Origin of the sequence: Acanthopleuribacter pedis, assembly GCF_017377855.1 — a bacterium.
Taxonomy (GTDB): Bacteria; Acidobacteriota; Holophagae; order Acanthopleuribacterales; family Acanthopleuribacteraceae; genus Acanthopleuribacter; species Acanthopleuribacter pedis.
Map to the genome: position 1 here is coordinate 1 of NZ_JAFREP010000037.1, position 19,555 is coordinate 19,555.

12 protein-coding genes and 2 pseudogenes are annotated in these 19,555 nt (G+C 55.8%); 11 read left to right on the top strand and 3 right to left on the bottom strand.

The genetic code is table 11. The features are described 5' to 3' along the window. Positions 1-344 precede the first annotated feature (344 nt). Complete coding sequence (locus J3U88_RS28420; protein WP_207862403.1) at positions 345-992, bottom strand: purine nucleoside phosphorylase YfiH/LACC1 family protein; 648 nt, start codon at positions 990-992, stop codon at positions 345-347. Between the two features lie 1,985 nt (positions 993-2,977). Between J3U88_RS28420 and J3U88_RS28425 the strand changes: the two genes are divergently transcribed. Beyond that, positions 2,978-3,133, top strand: coding sequence for a hypothetical protein (locus tag J3U88_RS28425; protein WP_207862404.1), 156 nt, complete (start codon positions 2,978-2,980; stop codon positions 3,131-3,133). A 241-nt stretch (positions 3,134-3,374) separates the two neighbouring features. Here the strand turns inward: J3U88_RS28425 and J3U88_RS35450 are convergent. Continuing rightward, positions 3,375-3,482 (bottom strand): annotated as a pseudogene (locus J3U88_RS35450) (hypothetical protein); the annotation flags it as partial. Positions 3,483-3,670: 188 nt separating this feature from the next. Here J3U88_RS35450 and J3U88_RS28430 point away from each other — a divergent pair. The 3 genes from J3U88_RS28430 to J3U88_RS28440 all read left to right on the top strand — a co-directional run bounded on the left by J3U88_RS28430 (position 3,671) and on the right by J3U88_RS28440 (position 7,383). After that, positions 3,671-4,882, top strand: a complete 1,212-nt coding sequence (locus J3U88_RS28430) for an amidohydrolase (RefSeq protein ID WP_207862405.1) — start codon at positions 3,671-3,673, stop codon at positions 4,880-4,882. A 75-nt stretch (positions 4,883-4,957) separates the two neighbouring features. Continuing rightward, positions 4,958-5,905, top strand: coding sequence for a GHMP family kinase ATP-binding protein (locus J3U88_RS28435; RefSeq protein ID WP_207862406.1), 948 nt, complete (start codon positions 4,958-4,960; stop codon positions 5,903-5,905). Further along, on the top strand, positions 5,902-7,383 hold the full coding sequence (locus J3U88_RS28440; RefSeq protein ID WP_207862407.1) for a replication-associated recombination protein A: 1,482 nt from the start codon (positions 5,902-5,904) through the stop codon (positions 7,381-7,383). Before J3U88_RS28435 ends, J3U88_RS28440 begins: the two co-directional genes overlap by 4 nt. A gap of 34 nt (positions 7,384-7,417) precedes the next feature. Here the strand turns inward: J3U88_RS28440 and J3U88_RS34825 are convergent, their stop codons facing one another. Continuing rightward, positions 7,418-7,549: a hypothetical protein gene (locus J3U88_RS34825; protein ID WP_279382638.1), complete on the bottom strand. Its 132-nt coding sequence runs from the start codon at positions 7,547-7,549 to the stop codon at positions 7,418-7,420. 537 nt (positions 7,550-8,086) lie between these two features. Here J3U88_RS34825 and era point away from each other — a divergent pair. From era to J3U88_RS28475, 7 genes and pseudogenes are all read left to right on the top strand, one after another. Then, complete coding sequence (gene era / locus J3U88_RS28445; RefSeq protein WP_207862408.1) at positions 8,087-8,974, top strand: GTPase Era; 888 nt, start codon at positions 8,087-8,089, stop codon at positions 8,972-8,974. Between the two features lie 30 nt (positions 8,975-9,004). After that, positions 9,005-12,469, top strand: coding sequence for a DNA polymerase III subunit alpha (gene dnaE, locus J3U88_RS28450; RefSeq protein ID WP_207862409.1), 3,465 nt, complete (start codon positions 9,005-9,007; stop codon positions 12,467-12,469). A 299-nt stretch (positions 12,470-12,768) separates the two neighbouring features. Next, positions 12,769-12,837: pseudogene (locus tag J3U88_RS35455) on the top strand (pentapeptide repeat-containing protein); the annotation flags it as partial. Positions 12,838-13,262: 425 nt separating this feature from the next. Continuing rightward, complete coding sequence (gene miaB / locus J3U88_RS28460) at positions 13,263-14,648, top strand: tRNA (N6-isopentenyl adenosine(37)-C2)-methylthiotransferase MiaB (RefSeq protein WP_207862410.1); 1,386 nt, start codon at positions 13,263-13,265, stop codon at positions 14,646-14,648. 264 nt (positions 14,649-14,912) lie between these two features. Then, entirely contained in the window at positions 14,913-15,668 is a 756-nt protein-coding gene (locus J3U88_RS28465) for a ParA family protein (protein ID WP_207862411.1), read from the top strand. Continuing rightward, complete coding sequence (locus J3U88_RS28470; RefSeq protein ID WP_207862412.1) at positions 15,658-16,485, top strand: ParB/RepB/Spo0J family partition protein; 828 nt, start codon at positions 15,658-15,660, stop codon at positions 16,483-16,485. Before J3U88_RS28465 ends, J3U88_RS28470 begins: the two co-directional genes overlap by 11 nt. Before the next feature lie 1,513 nt (positions 16,486-17,998). Next, entirely contained in the window at positions 17,999-18,925 is a 927-nt protein-coding gene (locus tag J3U88_RS28475) for a PDZ domain-containing protein (RefSeq protein ID WP_207862413.1), read from the top strand. Positions 18,926-19,555: the final 630 nt, after the last annotated feature.

Genomic DNA, 19,555 nt, shown 5'->3' on the forward strand with positions numbered 1-19,555 from the left:
GATGTAACCTCAATCCCAACAGCATTGCCCCCTCAAAAGCCTTTCACAAAAAGAAGGTTTTTGAGGAGAAAAAATGCTCCCCGCTGAACGCGGCCGTAGCAGCGGCCGTTAGGCCGGAATGTGCCCGGCTCGATAAAAAACGGTGGAACCAGAGATTTGCCTTTGCAACCAAACCCACAACACACCTTTTAGCTTGGTGGCCAAACTCGGGCCGTGGGTCGCTTTCCCAGCGGCTTGTTCTATCTCGAACCCCGCGTGTTACCGCTGCACGGATTCGGATGGGACAACTGGAGCCATCGCTGGATGTTTGTTTTGTGAAACAGAGGCCGTAGCGGCAATGCGGGTCAGTTGCGCCGCACGATGAATGAATAAAGCCGACGTTTGTCCGGTTGCTCGCGGCGCCAAGAGGGGAGACCGGAGCGGAACGTGCAGGTCGGTGAGCATTCGACGGCCTCGGGGGCGAATCCGATTTCCTGGAGATGGCGTAGCGCCACGGCCTTGGTGTCCAGCAGGCGTTTGGTGCCGCCGGCCGGGGCGGGGGAGAGTTGATTGGCAAGCGCCGGATCATCCCGTAGCCAGGATTGGTAGAGATCGGCGTCGACCTCGTAACAAGAGGGGGAGATGGCGGGGCCGATAAACACAAATGCGGACCGTGGATCGAGCCAATCGGCCAGGGATTTGATGATTCCGGCCTTGAGGCCGCGCCAGCCCGCGTGCAAGGCGACAAGACGGGTGCCGTCGGAGGCGAGTACCGGAAGGCAATCGGCGGTTTTTACCACGAGCGCCGTATCGGCCAAGTCGGTGACCAGCCCGTCGGCTGGATTTTGATTGCTCGTGTAGTGCGGGTCGTCCAGAACCAGGGCGCCGTGGACCTGGGTTACCTGGCGGACGGTGCCGTGGCGTTGATGGAGGCCGGAAAGGTCGAGGGTATAGCCGAAGGAAACGGCACCGCGGTGGCGCTCAAATATGGCGGAATGAATCGCTTGAATCACCATGTCTCCAAATCGTTGCTCTGAATGGTGGGACGCTTGCGTGATGGAGCTTAGCATGGATTGCGTGGTGTGGGCGGGCCGACGGGTCCCGGTTTGGTGACCTTTTGCCGATGGGGCGAGGTTGCCTCGCTATGCCGGCTTTTTCCTTATGTTGGACGGGGCCATGCCCTGGTGCGGTGGTGCGGGGCAACAGGGGAGAGGTGCGCGCCGAATCGTGGGCCGGTAAGGGCTGGATTCTCCGGCGGTGAACGCTGAATCGTGTGCCGGTGAGTCCGTTGAAACCCGATAACGTGCTCAAGCGAGCCGGTTTAATGAGGCGGGGGAGCCTGTTAAATCAAGAAGGGGAAAAGGGTTCGAAAATCTTGAGGCACCCTTTCTGCACGGTCAGATCCCTATCGCTCGCGACACTTTGGCGGCAACCCTTTACAGCGTTCTCGCCGGCTTCGCGCGGGCCGGCATCCATTTAGGCGGTTTGCGGGGCGATGGAAACCAAGACATTGAAAACATTCTTTAACGCGCAAAGTGAACGGCCCCTGAAGTCTTGCCGTGAATCATCCCCGACGACAACCTAAATTGAGCGATTCTTGGCGGCGCACTTGCACAAGGTTTGGCGCGTCCTGCGGCAAGCGTTGCGCTGCAAGGTGCAGTAAAAATGTTCGACGTGCCTTCCTGGTACGCGTCGTGCGCGACCCTGGTGCGCTTTTCCCAACACCTTTCGCGCCAACCCTTGGCGCGTCCTGAGCCGATACTTGCCCAATTGCATCCACCCGAATCGCACACTTAGCCCGCATTTCCCACAAGGATTCGTCGCGAGAAGCTGAAAACCTTGAGAGTACGAAGGTTACGACCGAGAGATTGCACAAGGGTCCGACCATTCGGCGTAGCAGAGCTACGCCGAAGGCGGCTCGACCAAGTCATGCGGAAGGCCGCCCCCTCGTAATCGCATGGCTTGCCCCGTAGCAGAATTCCTTTCGGGAAATGCGGGTTAGGTACAAGGCCTCCCGTTCGTGGCTTGCCGAGCGCGCTTCGCCGCGGCGGGGCCCACCCATTTTTTCCTTCCATCTGCCTCGGTATGATGCGGGCGGTTTTCCGCCTCTGCTGGAACCCTAAATTGGACTCCCGGAGAGAGACCGGCTTTTTCTCGAAGCTTATGGCTTAAATAACCAAAGGAACCCCTTTCATGGAACATGCTAGCGGAAAATTTGACGCATCCTACGGACTTGCCGCACACCAAGACATGATGTCCACTTCACGCGTGCTCCCTTACGAGAAGAGGCAGACTTAACCACCAGTCCCAACCAAACATCCAAAACCTAAGCGTTCATTGGTGATGAGCGCATAAGATTTTACCAAATCCTAACCTGCTACGAGGCAGGTGGTTGCGGGTAAAGTCCTGTTCCCACCGATCCTTATGTTCGGCTTATGAAAGCCCTGTATCCGTGTGGGTTGAATCGTTATCTTAAGCCGTCAAGACTGCAAGACATAAAGAGAGACGAAGGCTTGGCTTTGTCTTGTTGTGAAATCTTGAGCAAGCTAAGTCTACGTACATGTCTTCGCTGTGTCTTGATGTGAGTCTGTGTTTGTTCTTGTGTCTTGCTTTGTGTCGTGCTCCTTTGCTAGACTAGCGTGCTATGAAGATAAAGTTGTCTTACCCCGATCTGCCGGCCTTGGAAATTGAAGGTGAGCCTGTTGAATGCGCTCGCTTGCTTCAAGCTTTGGCTCAAAAAACGTCCGCTGCTGACGGCGATATCGATTCGGGACCTCGTGCGCGGTCGCCGGAGCCCGCGCGGCCCGAACCGAAGCCCAGTCCGTCCGAGCCGGACCCCCGATCCGACGCCGCGCCCTCGGTTGCCGCTGAAAAAGCGACAATGACCGCCGGCGATGAGGAAGGGGAGGTGCGCCGATATGGTGGACGTCCCAATCGGCGGCACTTGGTTCTGGAGTGTGTTCGCGCCCTTCTTAAAATGGGATATGGCGAAGTCACCATGGCACAAATTGTTGCCGTTTTTCGGGATACCTATGGGCCGGAACACATGCATAACCTGGAACAAGTCGTGCGCGATCTGGCCAACAAAACCGACAAGCTGGAACGTACCGAATTCGGCGGTTTCCGTTTGACGGAGTCCTCGGCACGCGCTTAACCCGCGTTGCTCACAAGGAATTTTGCCACGGGGCAACCTACGCGATTATCGGGGCGGCCATCCGCGGGGTGGCCATCCGCGGGGTGGTTATCCGCGGGGCGGTTATCCGCGGGGCGGCCACCCGCTTTTATCGGTCGAGCCGCCTTCTCCGTAGCCCTCCGCCGTGGCTTGGTCGTCACCTTCGACCTCACAAGACTTTCAGTCACGCACAAGGAATACTGCTACGGGGCAAGCTATGCGATTACGAGGCGGCGGCCATCCGCATTACTCGGTCAAGCCGCCTCCGCCGCAACTGCGACGCCGAGAGGTCGGCCCCCGAGAGGTCGGACCCCGAGAGGTCGCCCCCCTGCGCCGTGGCTTGGTCGCTATCTTCGACCTCACAAGGCTTTCAGCTTCTCGCGACGAATCCTTGTAAGCAATGCGGGCTAGCCAAGACGCGATGCGTCAACGATGAGTTTTTGTGGACAAACACGCTAAAATCGGTCATGGTTAGCTTTTGTGTTTCAAACGCATCAGCCCTTGTTTAAGAGGTTCATTGTGCTAGCCGGGCTTTTATGGATTCTGTGTTTTACCGGACCGATCGCTCTACCCACCGACGCTTATTATGAAGAAATGGTCGCGGTTCGACGCCAACTGCACCGTTTTCCCGAGGTCAGCAACCGCGAGTTCAAGACGCGGGACTTTTTGGAAGAAACATTGCGGGCCGCCGGCTTTACGCGCATCGAACGTATGGCCAAAACCGGCCTGCGGGTTGTTTACGAAACCGGAAAACCCGGTCCCGTGTTGGCGTTTCGTGCCGACATCGACGCCCTTCCGGTAACCGAGGCGACCGGGTTGCCCTATGCCTCGGAGCACCAAGGCGTCATGCATGCCTGCGGGCATGACATTCACACGGGTTCGTTGTTTGGCGCGGCGCTCGCGATTCGCAACGATCCCGAGTTGACGGGTACCTTTGTTTTTCTGTTCCAGCCCGCCGAGGAAGGACCGCCGCCAGGCGAGGAAGGCGGCGCCTCACTGATGATTGCCGAGGGGGCCTTGGACAACCCCCGCCCCGACGCCATTTTTGGATTGCACACCATGGGGAACATGCCCTTGGGTCAGGTCGGATATCGCACCGGCGGCATTCTGGCGCGTTCGGATCGCTTCTTTTTAACGATTGAGGGCAAACAAGCCCATGGCTCGGCGCCCCATGACGGCATTGATCCTATTGTGACCGCCGCCGCCGTGGTTACCCAAGCCCAGAGCTTGGTTAGCCGCCGCACCGACGCCCGTGATCCGGTTGTCCTTTCCTTTGGCGAGTTTAACGCCGGGCAACGCTTTAACATCATCCCCGCCAAGGCGTCTCTTTCGGGTACCATTCGCACCTTAGATGTGGAAACAGGGGACCTGATTCCACAATACTTGGATCAGGTCATCGCCGGGGTCACCGCCGCCCACGGCGCCAAATACCGCTTCGAAAACGAGACCATGTGTCCCTCGACCCAAAACGATGCGACCTGGACCAAAAAAGCGGTTGCCGCGCTCGACCGTGCCGGTTTTGAAACCAAAGCGGTTGCGCCGATTATGGCCGCGGAGGATTTTGCTTATTTCGCCGAGCGTATCCCCGGTGTGTACTTCTTCCTCGGCGTCTGTGATCAAAACGAATGTGCCAACATTCATTCGCCGCGGTACAGTCCCGCCGAAGCGTCCCTCAAATACGGTGCGGGCATGTTTTACACCTACGCGCGCGCCTTTAGCACGGGGCAGTGATCGCGTTCAATCGGCCACGTTACCCTTCAGTAATCCGGCCGGACCTCCGGTCCGGTTTGTCGCGCAGGAGTCCTTATGAACATTTCCGCACCGGCCCGTATCGATCTTGCGGGGGGAACCCTGGACGTACCGCCGCTTTGTTTTCTGATCCGGCACGCCGCCACCTTGAACATCGCCGTTAACCGCCGTGTCTCTCTTTCAATAACGGACGCTCGCGGCAAGCTCAACCGTGCCGGTGACATCACCGATCTCGCCGCGTGGCCGTTGTACAATGAGGCGCTGACCTATTTTGGGCAAGACACGGATCAACTCGGTTTTCAGGTTACCGGCAACATTCCGCCGGCTTCCGGGTTGGGCGGCAGTTCCAGTCTGTTGGTCGCGCTTGTTCGATTGCTAAACGAAAGTCTTGGGAACCGCCCGGAAGAGAAAGTCTTGCTTGATCAAGTGACTGTCTTGGAACACCGTCTTCTGGGTAAACCCGCCGGGACTCAGGACGGTATTGCGGCCATTTACGGGGGGATGAACTGGATTCACTACCATCGTGGATACCCGGTGGTGGAAAACGTGGCCGTACCCGCGTTTTTGACGAAAAACCCCTTGTTGTTGGTGTATTCGGATCAACAGCACCATTCCGGCATCAACAATTGGTCGGTTGTTTCCCGCGCCTGTGAGGGCGATCCCGAAACCTTGCGGGTGCTCAACGCCTTAGCGGACAATGCTCATGCGATGAAGGAGAGCCTGGAAGCGTCGGACGAGCGCGGTTTTTTCGAAACCGTTCGGACCGAAAGTCGGCTACGCCGCGATCTATGCCCGGACATTCTCAATCCCGCCATGGCGAAATTTGCCGAGTCGGTGGGGGAAGGGGTTGCCTGTAAAGCTTGCGGCGCGGGCGGCGGTGGCGCGATGTGGGTCTATGCACCCGGGCTTCGCTTGGCCGATGTAGCTGATGTCGCCTCTAGAAATGCATTGCAAGCGTGGGAAGTAAAGATTGATTTCAATGGCGTGGGAGAGGTGTCGCTTTGAGTTTGTTTGCCGAACAAAAGCCGCCCCCGCCACTTGCTGAACGCCTTCGCCCCAAATCAATAGACGATCTACTCGGGCAAGGTCGTGCGCGCCACATGATTGGCGCCTTCCTTAACCAGGGACACATCCCCCACGTTGTGTTTTTCGGTCCCCCCGGAACCGGAAAAACCACCTTAAGTCGTTTATTGGCAAGATTGTTGGACTGGGAAGGTCGTTCGATTAATGCCGCAACGGCCGGTGTCAAAGACATTCGTGCCTTGGCTGAAGAAGCCAAGGGGGTGTGGCAACAGTATCAGCGCCGAACCCTCGTTTTTATCGATGAAATTCATCGTCTTAACAAGTCGCAGCAAGATGTCTTGCTCCCCATTCTGGAAGCCGGTACCTTCACCCTGGCCGGCAGCACCACCGAGAACCCCTATTTTGCGTTAAATCAGGCCTTGCGCTCACGGGTTCAATTGGTTCCCCTGGAAACCTTGGATCTTGCGGCGATTAAGGCCGGAATTCAACGCGCCCTCGCTTTTCTCGAGCTGGAAGCCGAGGCGGACGCGGTCGAATGGATTGCCACGCGGTGTGGCGGCGATTTGAGATTGGCGTACACGACGCTGGAAAGCGCGGCCATGTTGGCCAAAGTTCAAGAGAAACCGCTTAATCAGGAGCACGTCGCGTTGTGTATGAGCCGAACAGCCCTTGACGGCGGAAAAAGCGGTGACAGCCATTATGACTTGGCCAGCGCTTTTCAAAAATCGCTGCGTGGGTCTGACGCGGATGCGGCGGTTTATTACCTGGTTCGTTTCATCGAGAGCGGCGAGGATCCTTTGTTTGTGGCGCGGCGTTTGTTGATTACGGCCGCGGAAGATGTCGGAAACGCGGACCCCCAAGCCCTGGTGGTCGCGGGGCACGCTTATCGCGCGGTTCAGGTTCTGGGTCTGCCCGAGGCGCAAATCCCCCTGGCGCAGGCCGCGATTTACGTGGCCCAAGCCCCGAAGTCGAACCAAGCGGTGGCCGCCCTCGGCAAAGCCCGTGAAGCCCTGAAGAAAGGTGTTCGCGCCGCGATTCCCAAGCATCTACGGGACACCCATTACGCGGGTGCCAAGGAAATGGGCCACGGCAAAGGGTACACCTATTCCCATAACCACCCCGACACCGAACAGCAATTTTTGCCGGATGAGCTGGTCGGCACCCGCTTCGTGCCGCCCGTTGGGAATCGGCCCGCGCCCACCAAGACACCGGTCCCGACCGCGCCCCCAAGCGATCCGGCCGCGCTGGAAGCCTTGCAAGGATGGTTAACAACGCGGCAAGCCGAGGCGGATTGGTTTGAAATAGACGCCCCCGCGGTGGCGCAAACCTTGGCGCTGGAAGAAGCAGTGGTACGGCGAGCGCTGAATGAGCTCGTTCAAAAACAGGAGCTTACCTTTAAGCGGGTGTTCCAAGTGAAACCGCGGGAAAAAGAAGAAGCGCGTCCCGCGGATGATACTTAAACAAACGCGGCCGCAACCGTTTTCACTGACCGCTTTATTGAAAACGGCTGGATGCCGCCATTTCCCGCTCAGGCGTCGAGGCGCCGTGGAAAAACGCCCAAAGCGCGGCCGTTTCGGACTTGCGGGTCGAGATGTCTTGGACGCCCAAAGCGCGGCCGTTTCTCATTGAAGCCTCACACGCTTCCTATGTCGCCCAGAACGGGTTATGATCCTATCGCTGAATGCCCGGCATTCCTAGCCCGCATTTCTCACAAGGATTCGTCGCGAGAAGCTGAAAGCCTCGTGAGTACGAAGATTACGACCAAACGCAAACGGAGTGGGGCCGACCTTTCGACGTAGCAACGCTTCGTGGCGCATTGCTCGACTGAGTAAAGCGGAAGGCCGCCCCTCGTAATCGCATGGGTTGCCCCGCGGCAAAACGCCTTGTGAGAAATGCGGGCTAGTTCGTATCGTGCACCTCGATGGGTCGCGACGGCTGGGAAAAAGCGGGCGCTGAAATTCCCTGGAAACGAAGGTTGCGACCCATGACCCGCCTGGTCGGCTTGATGTCGCGCCCCGGCTGCTCAAGCAACTCATCCTAAGTGCTTACACGGTAACGCCTAAAGCAAGCTGAGGTACCACGGTTTTTTCAGTTCCGCGGCAGTAATGAGAAATACGGGCGAGGGCGTGGCCCAACAACACAGCCCACGACGGAGGTTTTCCCTTGGAAAAAAAATGCGGGTATATTGCGCTTGCCGGCCGCCCCAATGCAGGCAAATCAACTTTTTTAAACGCGGCCCTCGGTGAGAAGGTGAGCATTGTTTCGGATAAACCGCAAACCACGCGCAACCGCATTCTCGGCGTGTACCACGATGACACAACCCAAATCGGCTTCTTTGACTTGCCCGGTATCCACAAACCCAAACACGCCATGAACCGCGTCATGATGCGCATGGTCCATCAGGGCCTCGACGACGCCGATCTGGTTCTTCACTTTATCGATGTGAGTGTGCCCTTGGGTTCCGGTGATCGTTTTGTCCATGAGTTCCTCGCCAAAAAAGAGGTGCCCGTTTTGGTCGTCGCCAACAAAATGGATTTGGTCAACAAAGCCAAGGTCATCCCAACCCTTGAAAAAATTCACGCGGATTTTGCCCCGAAGGACCTGATCCCCATTTCCGCCAAAACCGGCGACAATCGCGACCGGGTGATTGAAGTTGTACGTAACTATCTGCCGGAAAGCGACTTCCTTTTTCAAGCCGATACCCTTACCGACCAACCGCTGCGGTTTATGTCACAAGAATTCATCCGTGAAAAGATCTTGCACTACACCCGCGAAGAACTGCCCCACGCCGCCGCGGTAACCATCGAATCCTTCACCCACCATGAGGAAGAGGGCGTGTATGAAATTAGCGCCGTGATTTACGTGGAGAAGGCGACCCAGCGTCGCATTGTGCTTGGCAAACAAGGCCAGATGATTGCCAAGATCCGTGAGGGCGCCCGCCGTTCATTGCGAACCTTGCTCGACCAGCCGGTTCACCTCGAGTTGTATGTCAAGGTGAATGAGAATTGGCGGAACAACGATGCCATTTTGGGTGATTTGAACATTAATTAATGCTTGATCTGTTTTGATGGGAAGTTTGCTATGAGTGATTTTGTCCACCTCCATGTCCATTCTGAATACTCGTTGTTGAACGCCAGTGGTCGCATCGGTCCCTTGGTCAAGCGTGCCAAAGAATTGGGGATGAAGGCGCTTGCCATCACTGACTACGGCAACATGTTTGGCGCGATTCGCCATTACAACGAATGCCGCAAGGCCGGCATTAAGGCCATTTTGGGTTGCCAGGTCAATGTGACCCAAGGTAGCAGACACGACAAAATCAAACGCAGCAAAGCGGATCGCGGTGGCATGCGCGAATCCTTTCACCTCAATTTACTTGTCAAGAACCAAACGGGTTATCAGAACCTGAGCAAGCTGGTTTCCAAAAGTTACCAGGAAGGTTTTTACTACAAACCGCGGGTTGACTGGGAACTGCTCGAACTGCACCACGAGGGCCTGATCTGTATGACTGGCGACCTCGGTGCGTACATTCCCCAGCACTTGATGAACAACCGCTACGATGATGCGCTGGCTTATGCGACCCGTCTGCGCGACCTGTTCGGTACGGAAAACCTGTTCATCGAATTGGAAAACCACTTTCAAGATGATGAACTCAAGATGTTGCCGATTCTGGCCGGGATGGCGGAAAAACTCGGGGTTGAATGTGTGGCGGCCAACGATGTTCACTACTTGGTCAAGGAAGACTCGGAAGTTCACGACATCTTGCTTTGCATTCAATCCAACGCGTTCCGGGACGATGAGAAACGCTGGCGTTTTCCCAACCAGGAGTATTACTTCAAAACCGAGGAGGAAATGCGCGAGGTCTTCAAGGGCTACGAACGCGCCGTGGACAACACGGGCCGCATCGCCGATATGGTTGATTTCGTGCTCCAGGAAGATTACCAACTACCGCTTTTCGATATTCCCGAACACCACACGTTGGAAACCTATTTGGAGGAAGTGTCGCTGCAGGGTTTTGAGAATCGACGCAAAACCGTTCTCGAACCCATGAAAGAAAAAGGTGTGCTGCGCAAAGAGTGGCCGCTTTATTACGAACGCATCAAAGAAGAGATTCAGGTCATCAACGACATGGGTTTCCCTGGATACTTTTTGATTGTTTGGGATTTCATCGCCAAAGCAAAGGAAATGGGTGTACCGGTCGGTCCAGGTCGTGGTTCGGCGGCGGGAAGTTTGGTTGCCTACGCCCTGGAAATCACCGACATCGATCCGCTCCAATACGATCTGCTCTTCGAACGTTTCCTCAACAAGGAACGTGTGACCATGCCGGACGTCGATATCGATTTCTGTCAGGATCGCCGCGGCGAGGTAATTGACTACGTAACCGAGAAATACGGCCGCGAGAACGTGTGTCAAATTGTCACCTACGGTACGATGAAAGCCCGTATGGCCATCAAGGATGTGGGTCGGACGCTGCACTTTGCGCCCCAGGAGACCAACCGTATTGCCAAGCTGGTCCCTGAAGACCTGGGCATTACGCTCCCAAAAGCGCTTGAGCAAAGCCCGGAGTTCCGCGAGGAATACGACAAAGACGAGCGTATTCGCGAGTTAATCGACCTCTCCATTAAAGTCGAAGGTTTGAGCCGCAATACCGGTGTACACGCGGCCGGTGTCATTATCGCCCCCGGCGATGTGACCAACTGGGGGCCGGTTTACAAGGACCCCAAAAAAGGCACCATCAGTTTGCAGTACGCCAAGGACGAGGCGGAGCAAATCGGGCTGCTCAAGATGGACTTCCTGGGCCTGAAAACCCTGACCGTGATTTCCTATGCGTTGGACAACATCAAGGAAACCACCGGTGAAGAAGTCGACCTCAACACCATTACCAGTTTCGACGACCCCAAAACCTACGAACTCTTTTGCAAGGGCGAAACCGACGGCGTGTTCCAGTTTGAATCCGACGGTATGAAAAACATCCTAATTCGCCTGGGTCCGACGCGTTTCGAAGACTTCATCGCGCTGAACGCCCTGTACCGTCCCGGCCCCTTGGGTTCGGGCATGGTCGATATCTTCATCGACGGTGCCCACGGCGCCGAAACCAAATACGAACTGGATGTACTGAAACCCATCCTTGAAGAAACCTACGGCGTAATCCTGTACCAGGAGCAAGTTATGCGCCTGGCCCAGGTCGTGGGCGGCTTTACGCTCGGCGGCGCCGATTTGCTGCGTCGTGCCATGGGTAAGAAAAAAGCCGAGGTCATGGCGCAGAAGAAAATCGAGTTTATCGACGGCGCCAAAAAGCAAGGTTACCCGGAAGAAGCCTGTTCCGATCTGTTTGACAAAATGGCGGAGTTCGCCAAATACGGCTTTAACAAATCTCACTCCGCCGCCTATTCCTTGGTGAGTTACCAAACCGCGTATCTCAAGGCCAACTACCCGGTTCAGTTCATGGCAGCGTTGCTGACCCTTGATAAAGACAACACCGACAAAGTCATTAACTACGTGGATAAACTGCGCCAAATGAAGATTCAGATGTTGAAGCCCGACATCCGTACCTCGCGCGCTAAGTTCTCGGTAGAGGGCAACAACATTCGTTTTGCGCTTAGTGCGATTAAGGGTTTGGGTGACAACGCGCTGGAATCCATTATCGCCGTCAAGGAAAACCAAGAGATCGAATCACTGGTTGATTTCTTCGAGAAGGTGGATCTGCGCAAGGTGAACAAAAAGGTGGTCGAGGTCCTGGTTAAATCAGGCGCCTTCGATTTCATGGAGCTGCCGCGCCGGGCGATGTTCGAGGCGATTGAGGAGCTCCACGCCTGGGGGAACCAAGCCCAGAAAGAAGCGCGCGGCGGGCAGAACAGCCTCTTTGGCGACAACGCGCAGGAACGCTGCTACGTGCAGTTCGGTGATCGCGAATGGCCGGAAAAGGAACTGCTCGAATACGAAAAAGAAACCCTTGGCTTTTACCTCTCGGGTCACCCGCTTGACGCCTACCGCAAGCTGTTTAAAAAACACGCGACCGGTTATACGCGGGATTTGGAAAAAATGGCGGCAGGCAACGAGGTCATCATCGGCGGTTTGGCGCAGTCGATTCGCAAAATCACCACCCAGAAGGGCGACATGATGGCGTTCCTTACCCTGGAAGATTTTTACGGTGTGGCCGACGTGGTGGTGTTCCCCAAAAGCTTCGACAAGTTTCGGCATCTGCTGATCGCGGACAAGCTGTTGGTTGTGAAGGGAAAGGTCGATTTCCGCAACGACAAACCCAGTGTCATGTTGCAGGAAGTGTGGGAACTCTCCGAGTGGGAAGCGAAGAAAGTACGCAGTTGTGTGTTCCAGTTCGCCGTGGAAGAAATGGATCAGGGGACCCTGGGTGAACTCCACCAACATATTAAAAGCAGCCCCGGCGATTGCCAGGTTTATTTTGAAGTGACCGTCGAGGGTAAGTACAGCACCGTGATAAAGCCGGCCAACACCCATGTGGATCCGGGTGGTAGTTTGGGTCGGTTTACCCAGGATCGCCCCAACATCAAGATGCTGCTTCGTTATTAAAAGATGGGTCCTTTTATGGCCTGATGTCGGCATGCCGACATGCATTCGAAACAAGGGGAATGTCGGCGTGCCGACATGGCGGTGTTGTCGCAGAATGTCGGCATGCCGACCATGATGCGCGGGTAGCCGATGTGTCGGCATGCCGACATGACGGGGTCTGTGGATCAGGTGGTTTGACGAAAGTGTTCTAGCCCGCATGTCTCACAAGGATTCTTCGCGAGAAGCTGAAAACCTGATGCGTACGAAGATGGCGACCAAGCCACGGCACAGGGGGCCGACGTTTCGCGGGTCCGACGTTTAGCGGGTCCGACCTTTCGGGGTCCGACCTCTCGGGGGCCGACCTTTCGGGGTCCGACCTCTCGGCGTAGCAGCTGAGGCGAAGAAGGCGCGACCGAGTAGGGCGGAAGGCCGCCCCGCGGAAGGCCGCCCCGCGGAAGGCCGCCCCGCGGAAGGCAAACCCTCGTAATCGCATGGGTTGCCCTGTGGCCGCATTCCTTGTAAGCAATGCGGGCTAGCCCAACGGGGTTACCTAAGACAGCCCGGGGTCAAGGAACGGCGTGACTGCAACCCTGGGTCACTTCGATTTACCGAACCCACGGACCTGAAGGGATGGGCGTTGGCACGCGGCAAATCCCCATGGGGCCACGTTGAAATTTCAGGATCGGTCCACGCGAAAGCCCCTTCGCGGTTCGTCCACCCAGCCCGCGGTTTCCCTCCCCAAAGGCTCGTGGTATATTGAATCCTTGCGCGCGCGCAAGGCGTTGCTTTTTGAAGTTTGTTTTGAGGATGGATCATGACTGAGAAGCGTTATTTCATTGAAACCTGGGGCTGCCAGATGAACGAGCACGATACCGAGAAGATGGCCGGTATCCTCGGCGAGATGGGTTACCAGGCAACCGATAAGGTTGAGGACGCCGATGTCTATCTGCTCAACACCTGCACCATCCGCGAAAAAGCCGAGGAGAAAGTGTTTTCCCGCCTCGGTGTATTGAAAAAAGAAAAAGAGAAACGCAACGGTGACATGATCATCGGTGTGGCCGGCTGCGTCGCCCAACAAAACGGCGGCGGAATTTTTGAACGTGCGCCCTATGTCGATTTGGTCCTCGGGACCCAAGCCCTCAAGCAACTGCCCGACATGGTCGGCAAGTTACACGGCCACCAGGGTCGCCAGCTCAATGTTGCAAAAGATCCCGAAAACCACTTGTTCCCCTCCCATGTCCCCAAGCGCGGCACCTCGATCCGCGCACGTATTACCATCATGGAAGGCTGCGACAACTACTGCACCTATTGCATCGTGCCCTTCACCCGCGGCCGCGAACGCTCACGTCCCTGGGAGGATGTGGTTGAGGAAGCGCGCCGATTGGCCGGCATGGGTTTTAAAGAAATTGAATTATTGGGTCAGAATGTAAACTCCTACTTCAGCACGGTGAACTTCGCGCGTTTGCTGCGCGAAATGAACGATGTGCCAGGGCTCGAGACCGTTCGTTATGTGTCGCCGCACCCCAAGGATTTCGACCGAGAAGTGATTGAAACCATTCGCGATTGCCCCAAAATTGCCACCAATATCCACCTGCCCGCGCAATCCGGCAACAGCCGTATCCTGAAGCGAATGGGGCGCGAGTATACCCGTGAACTGTACATGGATAAGGTGTATATGATTCGCGAGGTATTGGAGGGGATTCCCTTCAGTCTGACCTCGGATTTCATCGTGGGATTTCCTGGCGAAAAAGAACATGAATTTTGGGATACGGTGACCCTGCTGGACGAGGTCGGTTATGATCGCATCTTCTCCTTCGCCTATTCAGAACGGCCGGGCACCGGCGCGGTCAAACACGCCGATTCGGTACCGCAGCAAGAGAAGATGTACCGCCTCAAAATTTTGCAACAACACCAACTCGAGATTCAGAAGGCGCGCATGCAAGCGCGTGTCGACAACCCCGCCAACGTCTTGATTGATACGGTGAAACCCGGCGAGGAATATCCCTTGGTCGGCCGCACCCGCGACAATTTGTTGGTTCACATCAAGGCCGATGTGGGCGAGCCGGAGCGTTTTTATGGGAAAGCGGTTCGCGTTCGCGTAACCGGAACCGGCTTGCATACCCTGCGTGGCGAATTGTGCCCTGAACCCATTGAGCATCTGTGGTCGCAACCGAACGCGCCCGAGGTGACCACGGTTTAAGTTGGGCCGGTAAAACACCATCGGGTTTGTTTCCTCTCCCTGCTCGGAAGGGAACGAGAAGGTTGTCGTTCGCCGCAAGCCGGTTTTTCGTCGAGGCGGATAGGGGAGGGGTGCAAATTTTTTTGCGGTTCCTCGTTGCCTGTCGGCCAAGCCTTCACGTCTCGTGCAAGGTCGGCCGTGCCGATTCGGGTGTGGAGAAGCCGGTTCGGTTAAGCTACAATACCCAGCGGATTCACACTGATTCAATGTTTGTAGGATAGGTGCATGATCATTTCGATTGCCAATCAGAAAGGTGGCGTCGGTAAGACGACCACCGCGATTAATTTGGCCTCCGCCCTAAGTTTGGCGGAAAAACGGGTGTTGCTGGTTGATCTCGACCCGCAAGCCAACAGTTCCATGTCGTTCCGCGAGGACATCGACGATCCCAATACCTACCAATGGCTGCTTGATCCGAGCGCCGACCCGAGCCGGGCGGTTTACGAAACCGCGATGGCGAACCTGTCCGTGGCCCCGGCCGGAATCGGTTTGGCCAGGGTTGAGCAACAGTTGCAAGGCGAGTTTGACGCCCCGTTTCGCTTAAAAGATGTGTTGGAGAAGGTTGCCGTCGACTTTGATTTCATCATCATCGACACGCCGCCGACCTTGGGTTTGCTGACGGTGAACGCCTTGGTTGCCAGCAGTCATGTGTTGGTACCGATTCAGTCTTCCTACTTCGCGATGGAAGGTACCGACGACCTTCTCGATACGGTGGAAAAGATCAAAAAACGCACCAATCCCGACCTCGAAATACTCGGGGTGGTCGTTACCATGTACGACAAGCGAACCGTGCTAGGACGCGATATTCTCGCGCAAATTCGCGAGGTTTTCGGCAACAAGGTGTTTGATACGGTAATTACCCGCAATGTGCGGTTGGAAGAATCGCCCGCCTACAAAGAATCCATTTTCACATTTGCGCCCAAAAGCTCGGGCGCGGTTCAGTACATGAACCTCAGCGAGGAGGTACTCAAGCGTGTCAGCTAGAAGAGGCTTGCCGACGACCAAAAAGATGCGGCACAGCGCCCATTATGTCGATAATTTGATTACCGAACGTGACGGCGGGGTGGTGGGTCGCAACCTGCCGCTCAGTCAAATTTTCCCCAACCCGGACCAACCTCGCAAGGACATGGGCGATCTCGAAAGCTTAACGCTCTCGATCAAAGAACAGGGCGTGTTGGAACCGATTTTGGTCAACAAAGAGGACAACCGCTACCGCATTATTTCCGGTGAACGGCGGTTCCGCGCGAGCACGGCCGCCGGCCTTGAGATGATTCCGTGCGTCATCAAAAACCTCGATGAGAACCAGATCCTTGAAATCGCCCTGGTGGAAAATCTCCAACGTAAAGATTTGCACCCCTTCGAGGAAGCGGACGGCCTGCATGTCCTGCTGAAGAAGTTCAATTATACCCACGAGCATATTGCCAAAAAGATCGGCAAAAGCCGTTCCTCCGTCACCGAAATGCTCACCTTGACCAACCTGACCGAGGAAGTCCGCGAAGCGGCGCTTGCCGCCGAAATCACGGCCAAAACCATGTTGCTTGGGGTCGCACGGCTCGAGACCTTGGAAGAACAGCTTGCGATGATTCAACGGATCGCGCAAGGGGCGGGCAGGGAAGAGGTGCGCCGCGCGGCCAAGAAACAGGACAAAGCCAAACCTTTTGTTTTCAAATACCGTCCGCGTAACAAGGCGTTCAATTTTTCCATGCGGTTCAAAAAGACCGAGGTTGAAGCCGACGAGCTTATCGAAGCCCTTGAACAGGTATTGGCGGACCTCAAAACCCAGCAACGCGAAGCTGAATAAGGCGATTTTTTTTCGCAATGACGGGACGGGCGCGCGCCCGACGCGCCTGGTGGTTGGCTGGAAGATGTGTGGTGATCGGCCGGTCCCGGGGCTGATTGTCGGCGCTTTGAAAGGGGAGGCCTGTATCGCGCGTCGGCCCCTTGGGTTTCGAAAGGGGTGTCTTTTGCGTATCCCTCTCGGTGAACCGAACAAGACCAGGTAAACCGCACATCGCTAATTATGGTCTATTATTCTTCTTTTCCGATGGTGAGCACCTATTTCTTTAAAACCCATTCCGGCCAATCGGCGCGCTTCCTCAACCACATCCGCCCAGGGACGTGAGCGTTCGCGGCCGCGGGTGAAGGGCTTTCGGCGTAGCAGCGCTACGTTGGGTATTGCGGGTGAAGGTTGCGTTTTTTTGAATGTGACATCCCAGCATAAGCCCTCCACGACGCGGCCTCAAGGGTTGTCCTCAACGCGAAAATCGCGCCGGTTCGCCTTCGGCGATCCGTCACGCTTCTCGCATTTCCGGGAACCCTTGACCCCACTTCGCTCCAGGCTTGAGACAAAGATGTCACAATCAAAAAAAGAAAAAAATGGTGTAAGGGCACTGAGCACGTCGAGCGGCTCGGGGTACCGAAGGTGCTTTACCTTTGAGCGTTGGGCGTCCGAACACCCGCAAAACCGATAGGCTGCTTTAGCGATAACACCCGCTAAACAGATAGGCCGCTTTAGCGATCACGCTTGAGTATCTTCTCGCATTGCTCTGAGAGGAGGCGTCGCCAAACCCGAATGTTTGGCCGGGATGCGACGATGGTGTTCGCGACCCGGGTCGGTGTATCGGGAGCCATGGGCGAATTTTGATCCGGGCCTAGCCCGAGGTTCTCACGAGGATTCGTCGCGAGAAGCAAAAAGCCTTTTGCGTACGAAGGTGACGACCAAGCCACGGCGCATGGGGCCGACCATTCGCGGGGCCGACCTTTCGCGGGGCCGACCATTCGCGGGGCCGACCATTCGCGGGGCCGACCTTTCGGCGTAGCAGCGCCACGGTGAAGGCGGCTCGACCAAGCAAGGCGATGGGAGAATGTGGTTGGATGAAACCAAATCTTGAAAAAACCTCTCTCCTATTTCTTACTGAAATAATGCCTATAACGAATATTATGTAAAGTTGTGTTCATTCCACGCCACTTCCCTTGTCCCGAGGAGGCACCTTTATTGTTCCCAGATGTTTAGCGCTTAAGTCGACGAGAATCTTAAAAAAGGCTCATCCCCGTGGGATAACAAGGAGAATTCAACTCTTGTTTGGTTTAAAAAGCCGCAAGCCGGCGACGGATGGCTGTCCCTGCCCCAGGCCGGTGCACCGAGAACCTATTACAGCCCGGGGTCATGGAGTGACTGCAACCCTGGGTCGCTTCGATTTACCGAAGCCGCGGTCCTGAAGGGACCTGTGTTGGCACGCACCAAAACCCCATGGGCCTCCTTTTGAAATTTCAGGCATTCCGTCAAAGACCGATAAAGTTCTTTGGGAGGCTTTATGAAACATGTTGCCGCGTTGTTACTTTTTTTCTTGGCCCCGATCTCGCTGCTTCAGGCGCAGTCCCAACGAGGACTCTTTGGTTTTAGTTATGCCATGGAGAACGGTTATGCACGCATCACGGTCGTGAATCAAGGCATGCCTGCCGCCCACGCCGGCGTCCAGGTTGGCGACTGGATTATCTCGGTTGACGGTTACCAGCTCGCCGGTTTAACGACGACGCAGGCAAGTTCCTATATGGCGGGTCCTCCTGGAAAAACCTCCCGTTTCATCCTTCAGCGTGGTCAGCAGCAGTTTACGGTTAACCTGACCCGTGCGCTCCCGCCCAATCGACCCGCGCCGGTGCCCCGCCCGCCCCCTGGGGCCGGCCCCGGCCCCGGTGTACGCGGAATTTTTGGCTTTAATATGGTTAAAGAAGGCGCCTATTTGCGCATTAGTTCGGTCACGCCGGGTTACCCCGCCGCACGGGCCGGCATGCTCCAGGGCGACTGGTTATTGAGCGTTGACGGCTATTCCCTGGCGAATTTAACGATTCCCCAAGCCAATGCCCGTCTTGGCGGCGGCCCAGGGGTTCGCAGTACCTTGACCATGCAACGCGGTAATCAAAAGTTTAACCTGACCATGGTTCGGGTCGCCCCGCCGCGGTCTGCACCCGCGCCGGCCGCGAGAGGCATTTTTGGGTTCAACTACGAAATTAGCGGCGGTTATGTGCGACTTACAGCCATTACACCCGGCGGACCCGCCGCGCGCGCCGGTCTTGCGGCAGGTGATTGGCTCTTGAGTGTGGACGGTCGTAATTTGTCCGGTTTAAGCCTGGATACCGCCAAACGCGCCTTGGCCGGTCAGGCAGGTCAGCGACACAATCTCCTGATGCAACGTGGTAACCAGAAGTGGAATGTGCAAATTACGCGAATTCCCGCCCGTTAACGCTTGAAACGAGAGACCGTTCTCCTAAACAGGGTCGGTTCTCCCGGTAGACCGGGAAGGTTTTTACCAAGCCGGCAAGGCGGTGCTCACGGACTAAATCATCTTGCGGTGTGGAAAAGCCCGTTATCTCGGTTGGGGAGCGGTCGTTATCCGGCAAAACATTTTTATGAGGTGCGCTTAACCAGTGGACTTTTGGCAAAGGTTCTTTTATGGCTGAAGTCGGCATTCCTTGTTTCAGGAGTCCGAGGGTGCCGAATCTTGAATCAAGCCGTCGTTTTCGTTCCTTTGTTTTGGTGGGCTTCGTGATCCGGTCTGGCTGAAGCACCGTTTTTTTCAAGTGGGAACAAGGCGTCCTTGTTCGCGACAAGCCAGGACATTGTCTCGCACCTCTTTAAAGCGTTTCGCCGGCAACTACTGCACCCAAGTTGCGAAATGCCTGGTGGAAAGCAAGCTTTATAAAGCCTAAGGTTTTGGTAGAGGTTAATCCAAAAAGCAACCTTTTATTGGTGATTTAGCATGCCTAACTTTATGTATTTTCAATTGCCGTGTGATGACCTGATTTGAAACTATTAACTATGATTTTATAGTTGAAAAATGGATAACTATAAAGTTTTACTAAAGGTCTCGTGT